We start from the raw sequence: 21,257 nt of genomic DNA on the forward strand, positions 1-21,257 counted from the left end.
CAGGAAATATGAAAAAAGAACTTAATTTTTTATTCCCTAAATGTTGTAAAGGTTCTAAAGAATTCGAAATTATTCTAGTTCTTGTAAAAAGTATTACCAGCTTGATTTGGTTACGCCTGGTATTTTTCCGTCGTTTGCCATTTCTCTAAAAACGACACGACAAATACCAAAACGGCGCATGTAGCCACGAGGGCGACCCGTCAAACGGCAACGATTGTGCAAACGAACAGGAGAAGCATCCTTTGGAAGTTTGTCAAGAGCAATTTGCGCCTCAACATCTCCGTCCTTTGCAAGTTTTTTGAGTTCTACACGTTTTGCAGCGTATTTATCTACCAATTTTTGGCGTTTACGCTCACGTGCAATCATCGATGATTTAGCCATAATGTATGATTGACTTAGATTTGGATTTGAACTTTATTAGATTTGAACTTCAATTAGTCTCGGTTCTGAAACAATATTTTTAGTTTTCTATTTCAATTTTGTTCTATTAGGAATAAACCAAAGTAGTTTTATGTAAAAATATAGTTTTAGATAAAGTCAGATTTGTTCAAAATTGATTGAATCCAGTTGCGTTTAGCAATTATTAACTGCGAAAAGGCATTCCCAATTCTTTCAAAAGAGCTAACCCTTCTTCATCCGTTTGAGCAGAAGTAACAAAGGTAATATCCATTCCTGTAATTTGCTTGACTTTGTCAATCGAAATTTCAGGGAAGATAATTTGTTCTTTCACGCCCAAAGTATAGTTTCCACGACCATCAAAGCCTTTATCACTAATACCTTTGAAGTCACGTACACGAGGCATTGAAACTGTTACCAAACGGTCTAAGAATTCATACATCTGATCGCCTCTAAGCGTTACACGTACACCAATTGGCATATCTTCACGAAGTTTAAAGTTCGAGATAGCCTTTTTAGAATAGGTAGGTACGGCACGTTGTCCAGCGATAGTAGAAATTTCTTCTACAGCAGTATCGATGAGTTTCTTGTCTGAAACAGCTTTTCCAACTCCACTATTAATACAAATTTTTTGTAAACGAGCCACTCGCATGACTGATTTAAACTCAAATTTGTCTTTAAGAGCAGGAACTACTTCATTGAAGTATTTTTCTTTTAAACGAGGTGTTGCCATAACTTAAATAATTTCACCACTTTTTTTAGAATAACGAACAAGTTTACCGTTCTCATCTTTTTTGCGACCGATGCGAGTAGCTTTGCCAGAAGCATCTACATGCGCTACGTTGCTGATGTGAATAGGAGCTTCCATTTCGATGATACCACCTTCTGGATTGTTAGCAGACGGTTTAATATGCTTTTTAACCATATTAATTCCTTCTAAGATAACACGTTGCTCACTAACTTTTACCTCAGTAATTGTTCCTTGTTCGCCTTTGTGGTTGCCCGCAATTACGATTACGTTGTCGCCCCTCTTTACATGAAGTTTGACTGATTTTTGAGTGTTTTTCTTTTTCATAATCCGTAAGGATTTGTACAATTAGTACATTAGTGTCTAACACTTAATAATTTAAAGAAGACTTTTACTAGATTTCTAATTATCTGACACTTCTGAAAGTGTCTGACAAATATCTTTCTAAATTTAAAGTACTTCGGGAGCTAAAGATACAATTTTCATGAATCTTTTATCTCTTAGTTCACGTGCCACTGGGCCGAAAATACGAGTACCACGAGGCTCATTTTGATTGTTGAGCAACACGGCTGCATTTTCTTCAAAGCGAATATATGAACCATCTTTACGGCGTATCTCTTTTTTGGTACGCACTACGACTGCTTTCGAAACTGCACCTTTCTTGATATTTCCAGAAGGGATTGCAGACTTAACAGAAACGACAATTTTATCTCCTACAGAAGCATAACGTTTACCAGTACCGCCTAATACACGAATACATAAAACTTCTTTTGCTCCAGAGTTGTCAGCAACTGCCAAACGACTTTCTTGTTGAATCATCGCTCAATAATAATTAGAGAGTGAAACGATGTGCTACTAAAATTGATTATCAAATGAATAATCAAAAAAAGCAACGTTATTTTTAGAATGTTTTGCTTTAAAAAATCAATTAAAATCTTTCAAAACAGAACTAGAATGGCTTTTTATTGTAGTTTGTATTATAATTTAAAATTATAAAGATATACAATTACTTAGCACGTTCTAAGATTTCGACCAAACGCCAACGTTTAAGTTTGCTGAGAGGTCTTGTTTCCATAATACGAACACGGTCTCCGATGTTAGCAGTATTGCCTTCATCGTGTGCCATGAATGTAGAAGTTTTCTTCACAAACTTTCCGTATAATGGGTGCTTCACTTTACGCTCTACTGTAATAGTAATGGTAGATGTCATTTTATTACTTTTGACAATCCCGATACGTTCCTTACGGCTTTTGCGTTCAGTGTTTTGTACTGTTGGTTGTTGTTCCATAGTCAGAATACTGTTAGAAGTAATTATTTATAATAAGTAATTACTTAGATTTAGCAATTTGTCTTGCTGTTTGTTCAGTTTTTAGACGAGCTACCATACGTTTTGCATCTCTAATACTTGAAGGGTTCTCAATTTGAGAAATAGCGTGGCTAAATTTCAAGCGTTGAAGAGCAGTTTGTTGTTCAGCTATTTTAGTAGCTAAGGCTGCGTCATCTAGTCCTCTGATTTCTTCTTTTGTTTCTTTAATTGTCATAACTTTGTGAAATAAAGGTCGGTTAAGATATAATTTATATACCTACAAAACTAATTTATGCTTCGTAATCAATACGAGTTACAAATCTAGTTTTGATTGGTAATTTTTGAGCTGCAAGGCGCAATGCTTCACTAGCTGTTTCTTTATCTACACCCGAAATTTCAAAAAGCACTGTACCTGGTACGACAGGAGCTACCCAATATTCAGGAGCACCTTTACCCTTACCCATACGAACCTCTGCAGGTTTTTTGGTAATTGGTTTGTCAGGGAAAATGCGAATCCATACCTGACCTTGACGCTTCATTGCACGAGTAACGGCAATACGAGCTGCTTCAATTTGACGTGAAGTAATCCACGTTGGCTCCAAGGCTTTGATACCGAAATCACCAAAATCCACCAAAAAACCACGTTGAGCAATACCTCTAGTACGACGTACTTCTTTATGACGTTTACGAAACTTGGTGCGCTTAGGCTGTAACATAACTCCTTTTGCGTTTAATGGTCTTTAAAAAGATAAATTTGAAAATGATTTTGAGAAATAAATAATTGAATTATGAATTAACTTAAAATCGTTTCAAAATATCAATTATGAATTGCGTTTTTTTATTCTATTCTTAAAACTTTCTATTTCATAAATAAACAACAAAAAAAGTTTCCTTTTAAAGAGCAAATTCGGATTAGGAACTTAATCTTCTCAAAAAACTTAATATAATGTAGTTCTTTTTTAATATAAATAAAAGAAGTGAGATTAAATTACGCTTTTCAAATCCCTTTAGTATTTAATAAATACTTTAGATGCTATGTGAAATAGATTCACACGTATTGGATTCTTTCTCAAAAAATTCTTTAACAGAATGCTTATTTAAAAACATTTCTAATTAGTATATTCTAACAGCTTTTATCATTGTGGAATGAAGAAAAGCTAAAGAAAAGCGATTTTGAAAAAGGACTTGTACGCAAATGAACAACTTATTTTGCCATTAAATGACAACAATTTGTTCACGTATAGTATCCTTTAGGGAATGCAAAGGTACAAATAATTTACAGACTTCCAAACAGTTAGTATAAAAATTCTTGATTATTTTTTTGAGTTGGAACTTTTTTGTATTATTTGAAATAAATCTTTATCAACATCTATCAACCTTATTATTAATTGGTAAATTTCAACCTCAATATCTTAATCATTTATTATGCAAAAACATAATCTTGAATCCACTCATAATTATAGCTCTTAACACAAGCCATAGCAACAGAAGAAAAATGAGAAAAAGGGGCAATTTCATCTTTCAGTTTCTGATAATTAATTTTTAAAGTTTCTTCAAGTTCTCCAAACATCAAAACTTCTTTTTCATTTCCCCAATCAATTTTTGCAATTAAATTTTCTCTCATTTGGTGTTTTCTCTGCGTTTCTTCTATTAATATTCTACAGATATCCCATTTTTTTAATCTAGCGTTTACAAGGTCATCAATATCATTTAAGCCATAAATGATAATAGATACTACTGCACGAGTGTACTTCCATTGATCAATATCATGCCAGTAGGTAGGGATAGCATTTCCATTAGCTTCAAATGTCAATAACTCAGGGTCATCTCTCTTTGTGGGGTCAAGCAAGACTATTTCTTCGAATTTATAATCTTGATTCCTGTTTTCTGCTATAAAATGACTTGCAAAACGTATTGGGAAGAGATTTTTTTTAAATGAGCTATTTATTTTACCTCCTGAAATTCTATAATTTTTATAATCAAAAGCTAACCAAAAATAACCATCTGCTTTATTGTTTGTAGTAGTCCATTGACTTCTTTGTTCTTCTTGGAATTCAATATGGGGAACAGATTTATCAAATTTTGTAACTTCTTTCTTTGGACGGAAGTGTTCAATATGATAATCAGAAACCACATCTTTTGCCTCCGAAAACCAGCATTTATTAGCATTCGGAATTAATAATATATCATTTTTTATCTCACTCCAAATATTTGTTATATATGCCTTCATTTCTGCAATAGTAGATAAATCGGACATATTCATAGTATGCCAATTAGCTTTCCAACGCCATTTTTCATCAGGTTGAAAGTCATCTAAATTAATATAAATCATAGCCCACGTTCTTTTTTTAGTTTTGCATAGATTTCTTTAGCTTTTCTTATACGTTCTTGCTTTTCTTCTTCTGATAAAGGTGCAGGTTTTGAATAGGTTTCGAACTCAGAATCATTCATTGCATTTATAAAATCAAAAAATAATGGATCGTAATAAGGTTGTGCTTTTTCAGACATTTTCTCTGTAATACGTTGTAACTCTATTGCTTCTTCTTTTGACAAATTCTTACCTTGTTTTTCCAAATCTAATTTTCTAGCAAACAATCTTCTTCTTTCAAGCATTTCTTTCCAAGTTTCCTCATCATACGTGTACTCCATATCGAAAATTTGTGTAAGCACACCGTCAGAAGTTAAACCTTTTGCATCTACTTCAGGATAATCCCAAATCGTTTTTCCATTTTCGTCAAAATCAAACACTAGAATTTGCTCTTTGGATAAACCACTGACAGTAGTAGATTTGTGTGTAGAAAGAAACATTTGACTTTTATTTATATCTCCTGATACTGTTTCCAACATTTTTAGGTAATCGTGTCCCCAAATTGGACTTAAATGAGTATCTGGTTCGTCAAGCAAAAATAATGATTCAGCAGAATTAGAAAATTTAAGTAAGCCTAGAACAGTTAATAATTGCTGTTCACCTTCACTTAACTCTTTAAAAGTAATTGAACCATCCTCATTTTTTCTTTTCACTTTAATTCTTGTTTCATGAATTAAATCAGAAATATAGGTACTTTCTAATGCTTTGAAAAAATCTATCTGATTAGAATATGTATTAGCAAGTTTTTTTAAACTTGCTTGATCCTTTAGGAACAAATACCAGCATTCTTCTTCTTTTGAATGGCGAAAATCTCTTCTTACTTTCACTTTACCCCTTATAGGAATAAAAGATTCTTTAAATAAGTTATTAAGAAACTTCTTTACTACACCTTTAGCTTTCCAAAAGCGTATATCGCCTTCTCTACTTTTCCACTGTGGTTTACGAATAACAAATAAAGCAGATTCTAAACCTACAATATTTAGTCTTGTTTTTAAAAACTCAGTAATACTCTCGTCCTGTTGAAAAGCATAGAAAGCCAATAAAACAAAATTACTATGAATAGGACGTGCATAAAAGAGAGGACGAAAAGGATTATCTTTTCCTTTTAGTAAGTCGTCATAAAATTGATTTTGATGATAATCAAAATGTTCTTCTAAGCGATTACTAATACCTGAATAATACGCAAAAACATATTTAGGTAGAAATCTATAATTATCTTCTTCATTTTTTTTAAAAAAAGCTCCCTTACTTCTCAACGCTCTATTATTTACCTTAAAAATATATTCTCTTTCTACGAAATCTACTAGTGTTTCTTCTTTTAAAGGAAATAAGTCGGGTTCATCAGTTTGTTTTTTTCTAAAATCCACTTTTACAATATTCTCATTACATTCGTATTCAATTACAAAATCAAATAAAGGATATTTTGAAGACTCTTGAATTGTAGCAAGTGACTGCTTTTCGTAGAGAAAAAGATTACGGAAAATCAATACTAATGCTTCAAGCAAGTTAGATTTACCTGTGCCATTTTTACCAACTGTTACTAAAATATTATTAGTGTTATTCCGTAAATCCAGTTCAAAATCGTTGATATTTTTGAACTTTTCTATTTTAAGATATTTAATTCTCATTGTCTTGTTCTATTAATGTTACTATACTCAAAGGAGTTTTGTTGTTTTTAGTTTCTTCGTCAATTTTCCAATCTATTAAACCTTCATTTACAAGTTCTTTTGCTTCGGTATAAAAATCATCAATATTATTCTTGAATTTAGAGTTTTCCAAAATATCATTTGCAGATATTATTTTTTTCTCAGATTGTTCCAAAAGAGAAAGGATATCTAGTTTAGACTTAGATGCTTCTTCCTTTTTTTTTTTCATTTGTTTTTCTTTTAAAAGTTTGATTTCTTTTTCCCTTTTTTCTCTTGCTTCTTTGATTTGAACATCTAAATCCCAATCAGTTGGAGAATTAGGAAATGAAGATGATTGAAAGAACGCATTTATTACAGATTTTAGCAAATTATTTTGTTGTTTTTTTTGTTCTTCAAAATCATTTTGTATTTGTTCTGCTGCTACAAAAATATTTTCTACTAAATTGACTATTTTATTTTGTTCTTCAATAACAGGTAATAATATATCTAAATTTGATAATTTTTTTGCGTTTATATTTGCTTGATTTGCACTTGTTATTTTAACACTATCGAAATAGTGTTTACTTAGTGTTCCATTTAAACATATGTTTAAGTAATAAGGATTTATTCGTGAATTACACACTACCCTAATCAGATACCCAGCAAAAATTGCCTCCTTTTCTCCATTGAAAATAGCTGTTTTCCCCACAAGTTCAGCACTATTGGTTCTATTAAACAAGACATCACCTTTATTTAATTTGTATTTTGAAATATCTAACTGGTTAGATGAATATTTTAAATCATTCCAATTGATTTTTCCATTCTGAATATTACCCATTCGTAAAACAGGAACTAATCCTTCATTATCAGATTTTTTTGATGTACCATACTGCAAGGATTTTACTAACTCTTTTAATTTTACTATTTCAAACCTATCAGAAATTGTATTTGCTTTTCGAAATTCAACTGTTAGTTTTCCTAATATCGCAAAATCAGATACTAATTGACAAAAATCTACCAAACCTTCAATTTTTTCAAGTTCTTCTGATTGTATAGATACAAGTCTTCTGAATGAATCTAACAAATTCTTTTCAGCCTCTTGGTTTTGGGTTTCAAAATTTTGATAGGCTTCTTGTATAGATTGCACAATATGTTTTTGTTCTTCTATAGGTGGAATAGGAATTTTCATCTCCCAAAAAGACGGTTTTAAATCACGAGTACCACTATGTTCAAATTCTTTTGACTTCAAATAATAAAAAATATAGTCTGAATCAACACTTAATGGAGTTAAACAATATAAAGTACTACCAGCTATACCTTTTTTGCCTTTAAAAACTAAGCCATTTCGTCCACCTGTACGAAGAACAAAAATATCATTTTCAAAACAATGAACAGTAGAATACCAATCAGCAAAAATATTAGCGATTCCTTTTTCTAAAACCTCAACATCCCATTCAAGCAAGGAAATATCCTTTTTCTCTTTAGGAGAGCGATGCATTGGTTTTACGCCTGTTTGTTTTCTCACTATCTCCTTTAGCTTCTTTACTTTCCAGTGTTTTGGTAGTTTTGAGAAATCCATTTTCATATTCATCTTCGTTGTAAGGTGGTAATTTGGTCTTTAGTTCTTTTAGCGCTTTGATTTTGGCTTCGTAAAAAATAACCATTTGGTCAATCATAAAAGCAGGATGGGGTAAAGGTTCAGGAGGTATAAACTCCACAAAAGATAAATCAAACTCTTTTTCTTTTATTTCTGCTAAATTATGAGGTTTAAATCTTTCCGTTGCTTTTCTTTTTTGAAAGCAAACTTCAAAGTCTGTAAAGTGTGCTTCTGTTAAGGTGTTACTTCTAGTTGTAATCTTGGGAGTATCTTTTCTGGCATCATACATCCAAAGTTCTTTTGTGGATTTTCCTTTTTCAAGAAAAACCACACAAGCCTTTACACCATTAGCATACGAAGCAAAAATTCCTTCAGGGAGTTTTAAAATGGTATGTAAATTACAAACATTTTTTCCACTCTTCTCTTTATCTAAATAATATGACCAAATTTTCTTTGCATTTCTACCTCCCAAACAACTATCAGGTAATACTACTGCTGCTTGTCCTTCTTTTTTGAGTTTTTCTATAATTAACTGTAAAAAATTGAGCTGCTTATCACTTGTTTTGACAGGAAAAACACGGCTAACAGGAGCTGATCCCTTACTGCCAAAAGGAGGGTTTGCTAATATCAAATCCAACTCATTAGGCATTTGGTCATTCTCTATTGAATCTCCAAAAGATATGGTTTCGCTAGTATCTACACCATGTAAAAATAAGTTCATTAAAGCCAAACGACGAGGACGTTGTACTAATTCTTGTCCATAAAATATTTGCTTTGCAAAACGTTCTTGATTTTGTTTATTCTCAAGTTCTTTTGAATGATTTTTCTTAACCCATTCACTTGCTACAGTTAAAAACCCTGCTGTGCCACATGCTACATCTGCTATCTTGTAGTTTTCAGTTATAAAAGGATTGGGTTGCATAACTCGCACAATAGATTGAATGAGAGGACGAGGTGTAAAATACTGTCCTGCTCCTTTCTTTCCTTCACTTGCAACTTTTCCAATTAACTCTTCAAAAGCTAAACCAACCACATCAGCATCAAGTTCTGTCCAATTTATATTATCTATTTCTTGGATAAGCTCTTGCAGTACAAGAGGGTTTTTAATACGAGAAACAGGCTCGGCAAAAATTTGTCCTAGAATCCCAGATTCCTTTTTAAGAACTTTTAGAGTATCATCTAATTGTTTTATTAAGTCATCATCACTTTTAAATAGTAAAGCCTGCCAGTTATGATCATTTGGAACAACTAATTTTTTTTCATCTGCCATTTTCAAAAATAACAGATAAGTAAGCTGTTCGATGTAATCAGCAGAATCTACTCCATCATGCCTTAGCTTATGACAAAATCCCCAAAGTTTACCAACTATATCCATTGCTCTCTTGTGTTGTATTGATTTATTTACAATAATATAAAATTCTAATTTCCTTTGCAAAGATATATCTAATTTTAATGGCAATATTAGGTTATACTGCAAAAAATGCTTAATATTTTACAATCTTATTTTTTGTTAATTCCCCCTACTGTCCCTCGCAGATACAAAAAGGCTCTCGCTCGCATCTTGCGAGTGAGTAATATGTATTCGGCATCCCTGCCGTGTATTCGTATTCTGTATTTCGCTGTTCTCCAACAACAATCACAAATCTAATAAATTAGCACTAAAAAATATACCCAAATGCAGTTTTTTTAGACAACTATTGTCAGAGTTGTCGGATTACCAAAAAACTACTGACAAAGTTTTTATGAAGTTGTCAAATATGAACGATAGCCACAAAAAAAGCCTCGCAAGAAAGGTAAAGACTTTTTAGTTTCCATATAAATCTATATTTCACTTTACATCTCAAAACAAAACTCCACTACTTTCTATTTTCTCAAAAATCCCTACCTTTACCTTATCTAAAAACAAACCAAAAAACTAAGCAAAACAGACTATGCAAAAAGCAGATAAAGCAAATGAAAATCAAAAACCATTGATTTTAGTTTCGAATGATGATGGAATTACGGCAAAAGGAATACGAGAATTAGTAGAAATGATGACGCTTTTGGGAGAAGTAATTGTCGTTGCACCTGATAGTCCACAGTCTGGAATGGGACACGCTATTACGATTCACATGCCACTGAAAGTTAGGAAATCGGATGTCTTTAAAGATTTGGGAGTAGAAGCGTATGAATGTTCGGGAACGCCTGCTGATTGTGTCAAACTTGCAAAATTTCATATTTTTCAAAACAGAACGCCTGATTTGGTTGTAAGTGGAATTAATCATGGAAGCAATACTTCTATTAGTGTTTTGTATTCTGGAACAATGTCAGCAGCCATTGAGGGAGCGATTGAAGGATTGCCTTCGATTGGTTTTTCGTTGTGTGATTATGGAGAAGATGCTGATTTTTCGCATATCCGTCCTCATTTATTAAAAATTGCAGAACAAACACTCAAAAACGGTCTTCCAAAAAACATCGCTTTGAATGTCAATTTTCCTGCTCGTTTTGATAAAGAGACCAAAAAAGAAAATGACATAAAAGGAACAAAAATTTGTCGTCAAGCTCATGCACGTTGGCAAGAAAAATTTGATTTGCGAACAGACCCTTATGGAAGAGAATATTTATGGCTTGCAGGAGATTTTGTAAACCCAGATAAAGGAGATGATACCGACGAATGGGCAGTAAATAATGGTTATGTTTCGATTGTTCCTTGTCAGTTTGATATGACAGCACACCACGGAATTACGCACATCAACAACGAATGGGAAATATAAAACAAAGTCTGATGTCAGATGTATGAAGTTAGAAGTGAATACGAAATATAAAGTCTGATTTAGAATTAATACAAATACATAGATGAAAAGTAGGTTAAAGGCTTGCCTTTAACTGTATTTAAAACATACAAAAAAGAATTTGAATGCTTCAAATTCCTTTTTGTATGTTTTTCAAAATCTAAATAGCATTTAATTTCTTCATTTCTTCCTGTGCTGCATACCTAAAATCTCCATGCTTTACATTCTTAAAATACTGGATTGCAAAGTCATTTTTTCCTATTTTTCGGTACATTACACCTGTTGCAAAAGTAAATTGAGCTTGCAATGTAGGAGGAATATTACTCAAATGAGATAGTTGTCTCATTTCTGTAATGGCTTCATCAGTATCTCCAGCATGAAAAAGCGAAACAGCACGCAAAAAACGAATATCATAACGTAACGGTTGAATAGTTAGACATGAATCTGATGAATGAATGGCTTCTTGATAATCTTCATTTTGAAACTGCAAGAGTGCTAGTTCTGAATACGAACGAGCTTTTGTGTCATAATCTTTTGCATGTTCGACAGCTACTTTTAGTCTGTCTATAACTGCTGTGTGATTTATTTCTTCCACTGCTAATTGTCCTCCTAACTCATTGGCTTGCGTATAACTTGGGTCTTGTTTAAGAGCTTGTTGGACATACTCTTTTGCTGTTTTATATTCAAAGATACTATGATAGGCTTCTGCTAATCTATATTGGTAATTTGGCATCATCTTAAAAACCTTCTCTTTGAAAGACCCTACATTTGCTTTTGCTAGAGCTTCTTTTGCTTTTTCGTATTCTCCAATTTCATGTAAAGCATAACCCAACTGAAAATAGAAACGAGGTGCATCTTTAGAATCATTGAGTGATTTTAGTCCTGCTTCTGCATCTGTAATGGCTTGTGCATATTCTTTTGCTTGATTGTGATACCAAGCCGAAAAATACCAAACATGAGGGTTTTGAGGTGCAATCGAACGAGCATCTTGCAAATGAATAGGAAAACCAACCAACTCTTCTTGTGAATATAATAATTTAAGAATATGCAAACGATACGACAAACGGTTTTGTGGGTTTGTTTCAAATTGAGCTGCTCTTCCTAAATAGCTTAACACTTTCTGTCTGTTTCCTTTATATCCATACAATTTTGAAAGTGCAATATACGATTCTACGTGGTCTTCTTTGAGCTGTGTGGCTTTTTCCAAACAATCAATCGCATTATCTATTCTTTTAAGCAAATAATAGCATTTACCTTGCTGCACAAAATATTTATAATTACTTGGGTCTTTGGCTATAGCTTTATCATACAATGGAATAGCCGTCGTATATTGTCGCTTTGCTCTAAAAGTTTCTGCCTGTACATACTCTTCTAAGCCTCCCCCCGAATGTTGGGCTGATAGTTGAGCTGATAGTAAGGGAAAAATACTAAACAACAAAATGATAAAAAAAATGGTATTTCTCATGTATAAAGAATGAAGTGTAAGGGACAAATACAAATTATATTTCTAATGAATATTATTTATTGGTATGTTAGTGTTTTGATTCAAAAATAGAGTACACAAATTATTTCATATACTTATAACTCTTTAATAAATAGGATGTTGTAATTGCTATCAAATTTCGTTTTCGTTGAAGCAAAGATACAGACACTACGTTGTTAATCAAAAAATAATTCGAATTTTAACATAATTAGCAACTTGTACTTTTTTTACCAAAAAGATTATTTTATTTTTTAGAGTCCAACAATCAAAAAAAATGAATTTATTTTTTTACTTATTTCAAATCCAAAATAGTAGATGGATTATCATCCTACATTAATAGTATATCTAATAGTTTACCAAAGGTGGTCTGATAGAAAATAATTAATGCTAAAATTATGCGAAACACCTATTTAATCCGATGAAAATCATAAATAAGGACTTAAACAGGAAAATTCATCACCTTCAAAGAAACTCATACCATTCAATTAAAAGGCTTATTTTTTATTTTTACACAAAAAATCGCTATAACAAACATGCATGAATAACTCATGGGAAATAAATAAAAAAATTTTATCAAAAAAATAAGTACCCTCAATAGACTTTAAAACGTAAATTTTATTATATTAGCGGTCATTTTATCCTTACTTTATGATTGATTTACCTAACTTACGTAAAAAAGAAAAGCCTTTTATGGCTCTTACTAGCTTGACTATCAAAGAGTTTGATGAGTTATTAGCTACTTTTTCTCCACTTTGGGAAAAACATTATATGTATTATGACCTCAAAGGAAAGGCTAGAAATAAGCCCACCTTCCGAGAACACGCAAAAATACAACTAAAAGGTAGTGAAATGAAACTTTTTTTTATCCTTTACTACTTGAAAAACAACCCTTTACAGGAATCTTTAGCTCTTACTTTTGATGTTTCTCAAGGAAAAGTTAATCAATGGATTAACAGCCTTCTTCCCATTTTAAAAGAAAGTTTAAGAAAAATTAATGTATTGCCTGCAAGAAATGAATCGGAATGGACAATAAAACTTGCAGATCGTGTTGAAGAAGCAGGTAAAGCCTTAGAGTTATGGGTAGATGGAAGCGAACGTGAAATTCCTCGTCCCTCCGATTACAAAGCTCAAAAAGAAGTATATAGTGGAAAAAAAAAAGCACACTATAAAAAATACTTTAGTTACAGATAAACATCAAGAGGTAGTTTTTTTAGGAGATACAGAAACAGGAAAAGTACACGATAAACGTTTATTAGAAGAAGATGATATTACCTTTCCTGAGGGAACTATTCTTCATCAAGATACTGGTTATCAAGGTCATAGACCTAAAGGTGTCCTTATTGAGCAACCCAAAAAAAAGCCTAGAGGAAAAGAATTATCGGAGCAGGACAAGGCTGAAAATAGTAAAAAGTCTAGTCGTAGAGTACGTGCAGAACACAGCATAGCAGGAGTAAAAAGACTTAGAATTGTCTTAGATGAAATCCGATTGTGGGGAGAAGAGGTAAGAGACCAAGTCATGGAAATTGCGTGTGGTATTCATAATTTAAGGGTAAAGACAAGAATAACCTATCAAAAATTATCGTAATAAAGTCTAATAAATAGTTTTTAGAATAAAAAATACTTTTTCCAATAGTTTTAGTACTTTAGTGTTTTGAGTAAAAACTACAACACAACCAAACACCCTATTTTAGCTAAATGAAGATTATTACTTACAATGTCAATGGTATTAGAGCAGCTCTAAAAAAAGATTTTGTTGGGTGGCTCAAAGAAATCAATGCAGATATTATATGCTTACAAGAAATCAAAATTGAAGAAAAATTAGTTGATAAAGCTCTTTTTGAATCTCTAGGTTATGAGTCACATTGGTTTTCTGCACAAAAAAAAGGATATAGTGGAACAGCTATTCTTACCAAAATAAAGCCTATTTCAATAGAAAAAGGCTCAGATATGCAACAGTCTGACGAGGAAGGACGAGTCTTGAAAGCTAATTTTGAAGTCAATGGTGTTTCTTTTTCGATAATAAATGTATATATTCCATCTGGTTCGTCTGGAGCGCACCGTCAAGAGTACAAATATCAATGGCTAGACGAGTTTGACGACTATTTAGAAAAAGTTCGGAACAAACAAAAAAACATTATAGTTTGTGGAGATTATAATATTTGTCATAAAGAAATAGATATTCATAATCCCAAATCAAATAAAAAATCATCAGGTTTTTTGCCTGAAGAAAGAAAATGGTTAGATGATTATGAAAAAAAGGGTATGATTGATGCTTTTAGAAATTTTAATACAACACCTCATCAATATTCTTGGTGGACATATCGCAATAATTGTAGAGCAAAAAATTTGGGTTGGCGTATTGATTACCATTTTATATCACAACCTTTTTCGGAATATATGACAAATTGTCAAATTCTTTCTGAAGTTGTTCATTCTGATCATTGTCCTGTTTTACTTTCTTTATCTTTATCATAGGGTTTGAAGGGTTCGTTGGACTGCTAAACAAATTAGTTTGACAATACAAGACAAAAATTACTATATTTACATAATTTATGAGCAAAGTTTTTTGATTTGCTAAATTATTTCTACAAATTGTTTTTGTAAAGGGTGTTTAAATTTTTAAATTTAGGAAAAATTAAGTTACCTTTTAACTTAACACTACTCAACTTATATTAAAATAAATTGAAATTCAATTATATATTACTCAGACTTTTTCATCTTCAACGTTATTTAAGGCACATTCGTATGAAGCAAATACCTACTAAACTTTATTCTTTACTCTTACTTTTAGCTCTTTTTTCTTGTTTATCTCTTACCTCTTGTGGTGATTCCAAATCCTCAAATAATGAAGGTGGCAGAGAAGCAAAAGGAGGTAGATTTTATGGAGGAGTATTCAATGTCAATGAAACAGAATATTTCAGAACATTATTTCCTCTAAATATTGTTGATGTTTATTCGTATAGAATTGCTTCACAAATTTATGAAGGGCTTTTTAAATTAGATCCAAAAACACTAAAAGTAACCAATGGACTTGCTGAAAGCTATGAACTTAGTGATGATCGCTTAGTTTATACAATTCGTCTAAAAAAAGGAGTTTATTTTCACAATGATGCTGCTTTTTCAGATGGAAAAGGAAGAGAATTTACTGCCGAAGATGTAAAATATTGCTTTACTCGCCTAGCTACACAAAGTCGTGATAATCAAGGTTTCCATGTTATTGGTGGAGTAATAAAAGGTGCAACAGCCTACTATACAGCTACTGCAAATGGAGCAAAACCTGCTACTGAAATAGAAGGTATAAAAGTAATTGATAACTATACAGTTCAGATTACACTTGAAAAACCAAATGCTTTGTTTCTTAATTATTTAGCTCGCCCAGAAGCCTATATTTTTGCAAAAGAAGCCTACGAAAAATATGGTGTAGATATGGGTGGAAAAGCTATCGGAACAGGAGCTTTCGTTTTGTCAGATGTAGAAGAGGATGTTTCTGTTATCTTGAAAAGAAATGACAATTATCATGGAATAGATGAAGCTGGAAATCGTCTTCCTTATCTTGATGCTGTAAAAGTTTACTTTATTAAAGACAAAAAAACAGAACTTTTTGAGTTTCGTAAGAATAAACTAGATATGGTTTATCGTCTTCCAACTGATTATATCATCGATATTATTGATGAATATCAACGTGCTGATGGTTCTTTGCCTTTTGAACTAGAACACGAACCAGAAATGCAAACTCAGATTTTGACATTTATGACAGATGATGAAATCTTTAAGAATGCAGATGTACGTCGTGCTTTTTCTTTTGCTATCAATAAAGATGAAATTTTTGAATATGTATTAGGAGGAGAGGCTTACGAAGCAGGTCATCACGGAATTACGCCACCTTCTTTCAAAGATAAAGGTTATCCAGATGATGTTTATGGATACGCATATAACCCTGATTCGGCTCGTTATTACTTCAACAAAGCAGGTTATAGAAATGCAAAAGACTTTCCTAAAATCACATTAGAACTTAATGCAGAAGGTGACAGAAATACAAACGTAGCTGTCGAAATCAAAAAAGATTTAAAAGATGTTTTGGGTGTTGATGTAGAACTTAACATTGTTCCGATGGCTCAATCTACTGATAAAATGATGACAGGAAACTTTCAACTTATCAAACTTTCTTGGATTGCAGATTTTCCTAGTCCAGAAGCATTTATTCGTATGTTTTATGGAAAAGATGTTCCTAGCACAGTTGGAACAGTTTCTTATCCCAACTTATCTCGTTATCAAAATGATGAATTTGATAACCTCTACGAAAAAGCAATGAATGCAGCTAATGAAGAGGAAGCAATAAAATATTTTGCTCAAGCTGAAAATATAGCGATGAGAGATGCTCCAATTATTGTTTTATGGTATGATGAAGGCTATCGTTTGTTACAACCTTACGTTAAAAACTTTCCTAACAATCCGATGCAATACCGAGATTTTTCACAGGTTTATTTAGAACCAAAAGCAACTGAAAATCCAAACAATACACAAGCAGGAAATTAAAAAATATAACTTTATAGTTTTTAAAAAAGCCATTTATTATCCTAATAATTGGCTTTTTTTCTGTCAAAATTTAATTTAGAAAATCATGAGTCCATCAAAAAAACAGATTAGAGATAGAATAATTGAAGAAAAATACAAAGCCTTTCAAGATTTGAAACAGATTGAGCTGCGCTTGATGGAAACACATAAAAAAGACTTTGAAAAATGGATTGCTCTAAATGAATATTTTGAAGAACTAGAACGAACAGAGTATGAGCTTATACATGAAGATATTGAAGAAGAACACGACGTAGAGTTAAGAACCTTATTTGAAATGACCACAAAACAAATAATAGATATGAGTTCTAGAGATACATTCCATACTGTCTTTACAGATTATCTAGAAAAAGATGTTCAAGATGCTGTAGAAAAGTTTTTAAATAATAAAGGCTTAATGGGTGTAATGATACATCTTAGAGAATACATGGATGTAGCAAGTAAAGAACTTACTCTTAAAATGTTCAAAGAACATGATAATTGGGTTTCAAAAGACCCTAAAAAAGACTCTTTTCAAGAAATGAAAACATTCATGAAAATGAGAAAGCAAATTGAGGTATTATCACAAAATAGATTAGATGAAATTACAGAGGAGTTTGTAAATAGTTTAGATAACAAAACATTGAAAGAAGCTGCTCTTTCTGTTCAACTCTCAGAAAGCCTGTTAAAAACAACAATGGATTTTGTTTTTAATAGAATAGAAGAAAAGTTGAATGTAATAATGGAAGAATACAAAACAGTCAGTTTGATTCTACAAGAGAATATCAAGAAAAAAATAATGGAAAAAGAATAGTTTAAACGAGTAAAATTTTATTTTTTTCTACTTAAATACAGAATAAAGCATAGAATAAGATAGAATATTGTATTTTTGTAACTTAGGAATAAAAATTATATAAAGTAAACAACGAGATTCGTAATTTTTAATTGGCTTCGCCGAACTATCGGTTAGCTAAGCTGATTATTTCATAATTCGTAATCGATTATTCTATGTTCCGTTAAGTTTTGCTAATTAGTACAGATAATAAAAATGGATACAAATTCTTTCAAAAATCGTATAGATAATATAGACTTCAAGGAAATAAAGCACAAAGCGCATTATTATCTTACTCGCAATCATTATTCTACTTTGCTCATTCATTTGGGCTTAATGGCATTTTTGGTGGCTTTTATTTTATATGTTTTCTTTTATATGTATTTACCAAGCACTACCAATCACGACATTACGATTCGTGTGCCTGATTTGAATAAAATGAAAATAGAAGAAGTAGAAAAGTTTTTAGAAAAACGTGATTTACGTTACGAAATTGCAGATACTTCTTATAATCCAGAGTATCCACCTCTTACTGTTTTGCAGCAAAACCCAGCAACAAATGCTGCTGTTAAGATTCACAGAAAAATTTATCTGACCATCAACTCAGAAACACCACCCAAAACACGTATTCCTCAAATTATAGACTTCCCTTATACAAGCGCACATACACAACTCAAAAATGTGAAGTTAAAAATGGGTAAGCCAGAATATGTTACCAATAGTGCCAGAAATGTAGTTTTGAAAATTGCTGTCGATGGAAAAGAATATACAAAAGCTGATTTGGAAAAAGGAGCTTACATTCCACAAGGAACTGAAGTTACACTTTTTATTGCTAATGGAAGTGTTAATGATGATTTTAAGATAGGAAATTATATAGGTCAGTATGGGGAAGATGTAAAATTAGAATTAGAAGGAAATGGATTAGATGTAGAAGTTCATTATCAAAACGCAGAAGGAAAAGAAGCTGGTACAGTTATCTCACAAAAACCATCAGCAGGAACTAGAATAGTTGTAGGACAAACAATAGAACTTTGGGTAGTCTCATCTTATGATTAGCATTTACTTTTGAAATAACATTTTTTATCAAAAAGCTAAGAAATAAGTAATATCTAATTGCGTTTATTTATCAACAACAAATTCCCTTTTTCTTATCAGTCAAAGGAAAGTCTTTAACCTACAACTATGCAATTCTATAAAAACCTCTTTCTTCCTACCTTCATTCTATCTCTATTTTTTATTCTCACTTCTTGTGGAAGTAACGCTTTATATGAAAATCACAAAGAACTAGAAAATGGAGTTTGGCAAAAAGATAATTTACAATCTTTCGAAGTACAAATAGATAATTCTCAAAACCATTCTATTTTTTATCATCTGCGTTATACCACAGATTACGATTATTGCAATTCATACATTCGCTATAAAGTTTTTTCTCCAGCGGGAACACTCCTTACTCAACAAATGAAATTAGATACGCTCTTCGATTGCACAACAGGAAAACCACTAGGTAAAGGATTTGGTAATATTTATAATAGAGAATTTCAATTAGAACAAAACTTTGATTTTTCTGAAAAAGGAAAGTATAAAATAGAATTAGAACAGATGATGCGTAAAGATTCGTTAGAAGGAATACAAACAGTGGGAATACGGATTACAAACTAAAATTTAATTTATAATTGAATTAATCGTTTTTTTCGTAATTTTGTGGCATCAAAAAAAACACCTGTTTGCAAACTGCTATGAGTACGACCAAAAATTCCACTAAAAACACTTCAAAAAACACACCTTCTACCTCTCCACGCAAAACAAAATATATCTTTGTTACAGGTGGTGTTGCTTCTTCGTTAGGCAAAGGCATCGTTTCGGCTTCACTTGCCAAACTTTTGCAATCAAGAGGATTTTCTGTTACCATCCAAAAATTTGACCCTTATCTCAACATCGACCCAGGTACGCTCAATCCATACGAACATGGCGAGTGTTACGTAACTGACGACGGTGCAGAAACAGATTTGGATTTAGGGCATTATGAGCGTTTTCTGAATGTTTCTACCTCACAAGCAAACAACGTAACGACTGGAAGAATTTATAATACAGTCATTAATAAAGAACGAAAAGGCGACTTTTTGGGAAAAACGGTTCAAGTAATTCCTCATATTACTGATGAGATAAAACGCAATTTTTACTTTTTGGGAGAAACTGGAAAGTATGATATTATAATTACTGAAATTGGTGGTTGCGTTGGCGATATTGAGTCATTACCTTTTGTGGAAGCTGTTCGTCAAGCTCGTTGGGAGTTGGGTGACCAAAACTCATTAGTTATTCATCTTACTTTAGTGCCTTATTTAAGTGCAGCAAAAGAACTCAAAACAAAACCTACTCAACATTCTGTCAAAATGCTTTCTGAACAAGGCGTTCAACCTGATGTTTTGGTGTGTCGTACCGAACATTCTTTGCCTGATGACATTCGTAGAAAAATATCACAGTTTTGCAATGTAAATATAAAATCCGTCATCGAATCAATTGATGCAGATACAATTTATGATGTTCCTCTTTTGATGAGAAAAGAACATTTAGATGATATAGTTTTAGATAAATTAGGTTTACCAACCGATAGTACGCCAAATTTGGAAGAATGGAAGCACTTCTTAGGAAAGCTAAAAAACCCAACTGATGAAGTCAAAATTGCTTTAGTTGGAAAATATGTAGAATTACCTGATGCTTATAAATCTATTGTAGAGTCTTTTATACACGCAGGCGCAGAAACAGAAACCAAAGTAAAACTCAAATGGGTTTCTTCCGAAGACTTGGATTCTGATGATGATGTAAAAAAATATTTAGAAAACATGGACGGCGTTTTGGTTGCTCCTGGTTTTGGAGATAGAGGAATTGAAGGAAAAGTATTGGCAGTAAAATATGCAAGAGAAAATAAAATTCCATTTTTCGGAATTTGTTTGGGAATGCAAGTTGCTGTTGTGGAATTTGCTAGAAATGTCTTGAAATTAGAAGGTGCACATTCGGCAGAAATGAATCCTGATACAAAATTTCCTGTCATAGATTTGATGAAAGAACAAAAAGATATTACTACAAAAGGAGGAACAATGCGTTTGGGAGCTTATCCGTGTCAGCTTAAAAAGAACTCATTGGCTTCACAGGTTTATAATGGAAAAGATTTGATTCACGAACGTCATCGCCACCGTTACGAATTTAATAATACATTTTTGAAAGACTACGAAAAGGCAGGACTTCTTCCAACAGGTATAAACCCTGAATCAAATTTAGTAGAAATTGTAGAAATGAAACAAAGCGAACATCCTTATTTTGTAGGTGTTCAGTTTCATCCAGAACTCAAAAGTACAGCACTTAGCCCACACCCTCTTTTTGTAGGATTTATAAAAGCAGCTCTTCAAAAGCGTTTGGAAGAAGTCGTAGAATAGTTTTTTACCTCAACGACGGTTTCATTTGAATCTCGTTGACGGTTGAAAAATAAATAAATAAAAAGAATTTTTCGGACTACTTGGCAGTTTTTCGAACTATTCTATATAAAGGATAAAGGTTTGTTTTATAAAAAACCTATTCTTGATAA

General features: G+C 32.1%; 21 protein-coding genes. 9 read left to right on the plus strand and 12 right to left on the minus strand.

Annotated elements, in window-relative coordinates; translation table 11 throughout:
* Positions 1–93 precede the first annotated feature (93 nt).
* The 11 genes from rpsN to ACE193_RS09765 all read right to left on the minus strand — a co-directional run bounded on the left by rpsN (position 94) and on the right by ACE193_RS09765 (position 9,475).
* Positions 94–381, minus strand: a complete 288-nt coding sequence (rpsN, locus tag ACE193_RS09715) for a 30S ribosomal protein S14 (RefSeq protein ID WP_375562782.1) — start codon at positions 379–381, stop codon at positions 94–96.
* A 202-nt stretch (positions 382–583) separates the two neighbouring features.
* A complete protein-coding gene (gene rplE / locus ACE193_RS09720; protein ID WP_375562783.1) occupies positions 584–1,129 on the minus strand; it encodes a 50S ribosomal protein L5 in 546 nt (181 codons plus the stop codon).
* 3 nt (positions 1,130–1,132) lie between these two features.
* Positions 1,133–1,471 carry a 50S ribosomal protein L24 gene (rplX, locus tag ACE193_RS09725; protein WP_375562784.1) on the minus strand — a complete coding sequence of 113 codons (339 nt, stop codon included), beginning with the start codon at positions 1,469–1,471 and terminating at the stop codon, positions 1,133–1,135.
* Between the two features lie 123 nt (positions 1,472–1,594).
* On the minus strand, positions 1,595–1,963 hold the full coding sequence (rplN, locus tag ACE193_RS09730) for a 50S ribosomal protein L14 (RefSeq protein ID WP_375562785.1): 369 nt from the start codon (positions 1,961–1,963) through the stop codon (positions 1,595–1,597).
* Between the two features lie 187 nt (positions 1,964–2,150).
* Complete coding sequence (gene rpsQ / locus ACE193_RS09735; protein WP_338769684.1) at positions 2,151–2,432, minus strand: 30S ribosomal protein S17; 282 nt, start codon at positions 2,430–2,432, stop codon at positions 2,151–2,153.
* A gap of 40 nt (positions 2,433–2,472) precedes the next feature.
* Positions 2,473–2,685 carry a 50S ribosomal protein L29 gene (gene rpmC, locus ACE193_RS09740; protein ID WP_014798367.1) on the minus strand — a complete coding sequence of 71 codons (213 nt, stop codon included), beginning with the start codon at positions 2,683–2,685 and terminating at the stop codon, positions 2,473–2,475.
* A gap of 55 nt (positions 2,686–2,740) precedes the next feature.
* On the minus strand, positions 2,741–3,166 hold the full coding sequence (rplP, locus tag ACE193_RS09745) for a 50S ribosomal protein L16 (protein ID WP_375562786.1): 426 nt from the start codon (positions 3,164–3,166) through the stop codon (positions 2,741–2,743).
* A 707-nt stretch (positions 3,167–3,873) separates the two neighbouring features.
* Positions 3,874–4,782: a hypothetical protein gene (locus ACE193_RS09750; RefSeq protein WP_375562787.1), complete on the minus strand. Its 909-nt coding sequence runs from the start codon at positions 4,780–4,782 to the stop codon at positions 3,874–3,876.
* Positions 4,779–6,446: an AAA family ATPase gene (locus tag ACE193_RS09755; protein WP_375562788.1), complete on the minus strand. Its 1,668-nt coding sequence runs from the start codon at positions 6,444–6,446 to the stop codon at positions 4,779–4,781. Before ACE193_RS09755 ends, ACE193_RS09750 begins: the two co-directional genes overlap by 4 nt.
* A complete protein-coding gene (locus tag ACE193_RS09760; RefSeq protein WP_375562789.1) occupies positions 6,436–8,034 on the minus strand; it encodes a restriction endonuclease subunit S in 1,599 nt (532 codons plus the stop codon). Before ACE193_RS09760 ends, ACE193_RS09755 begins: the two co-directional genes overlap by 11 nt.
* Positions 7,925–9,475, minus strand: a complete 1,551-nt coding sequence (locus ACE193_RS09765; protein ID WP_375562790.1) for an N-6 DNA methylase — start codon at positions 9,473–9,475, stop codon at positions 7,925–7,927. The genes ACE193_RS09760 and ACE193_RS09765 overlap by 110 nt, the downstream gene beginning before the upstream one ends.
* A 496-nt stretch (positions 9,476–9,971) precedes the next feature.
* Here ACE193_RS09765 and surE point away from each other — a divergent pair, with 496 nt between their 5' ends.
* Positions 9,972–10,793 (plus strand): 5'/3'-nucleotidase SurE, encoded by an 822-nt coding sequence (gene surE, locus ACE193_RS09770; RefSeq protein WP_375562791.1) that lies wholly within the window; start codon positions 9,972–9,974, stop codon positions 10,791–10,793.
* Between the two features lie 178 nt (positions 10,794–10,971).
* Here surE and ACE193_RS09775 read toward each other — a convergent pair whose 3' ends face one another.
* Complete coding sequence (locus ACE193_RS09775) at positions 10,972–12,276, minus strand: tetratricopeptide repeat protein (protein ID WP_375562792.1); 1,305 nt, start codon at positions 12,274–12,276, stop codon at positions 10,972–10,974.
* A gap of 666 nt (positions 12,277–12,942) precedes the next feature.
* Here ACE193_RS09775 and ACE193_RS09780 point away from each other — a divergent pair.
* The 8 genes from ACE193_RS09780 to ACE193_RS09815 all read left to right on the plus strand — a co-directional run bounded on the left by ACE193_RS09780 (position 12,943) and on the right by ACE193_RS09815 (position 21,108).
* The gene (locus tag ACE193_RS09780; RefSeq protein WP_375558620.1) at positions 12,943–13,485 is read left to right on the plus strand and encodes a transposase family protein; all 543 of its coding nucleotides are present in this window, start codon (positions 12,943–12,945) and stop codon (positions 13,483–13,485) included.
* Positions 13,439–13,879 (plus strand): transposase family protein, encoded by a 441-nt coding sequence (locus ACE193_RS09785; protein ID WP_375558619.1) that lies wholly within the window; start codon positions 13,439–13,441, stop codon positions 13,877–13,879. Before ACE193_RS09780 ends, ACE193_RS09785 begins: the two co-directional genes overlap by 47 nt.
* 110 nt (positions 13,880–13,989) lie before the next feature.
* Positions 13,990–14,769: an exodeoxyribonuclease III gene (locus ACE193_RS09790; RefSeq protein WP_375562793.1), complete on the plus strand. Its 780-nt coding sequence runs from the start codon at positions 13,990–13,992 to the stop codon at positions 14,767–14,769.
* Positions 14,770–15,039: 270 nt separating this feature from the next.
* Complete coding sequence (locus ACE193_RS09795) at positions 15,040–16,830, plus strand: ABC transporter substrate-binding protein (protein WP_375562794.1); 1,791 nt, start codon at positions 15,040–15,042, stop codon at positions 16,828–16,830.
* 85 nt (positions 16,831–16,915) lie between these two features.
* A complete protein-coding gene (locus tag ACE193_RS09800; protein ID WP_375562795.1) occupies positions 16,916–17,659 on the plus strand; it encodes a hypothetical protein in 744 nt (247 codons plus the stop codon).
* Positions 17,660–17,893: 234 nt separating this feature from the next.
* On the plus strand, positions 17,894–18,733 hold the full coding sequence (locus ACE193_RS09805) for a PASTA domain-containing protein (protein WP_375562796.1): 840 nt from the start codon (positions 17,894–17,896) through the stop codon (positions 18,731–18,733).
* A 126-nt stretch (positions 18,734–18,859) separates the two neighbouring features.
* On the plus strand, positions 18,860–19,336 hold the full coding sequence (locus tag ACE193_RS09810; protein WP_375562797.1) for a gliding motility lipoprotein GldH: 477 nt from the start codon (positions 18,860–18,862) through the stop codon (positions 19,334–19,336).
* A gap of 77 nt (positions 19,337–19,413) precedes the next feature.
* Positions 19,414–21,108, plus strand: a complete 1,695-nt coding sequence (locus ACE193_RS09815; protein WP_375562798.1) for a CTP synthase — start codon at positions 19,414–19,416, stop codon at positions 21,106–21,108.
* The last annotated feature ends 149 nt before the right edge of the window (positions 21,109–21,257 follow it).

Origin of the sequence: Bernardetia aquimarina, from assembly GCF_042180575.1 — a bacterium.
GTDB lineage: Bacteria > Bacteroidota > Bacteroidia > Cytophagales > Bernardetiaceae > Bernardetia.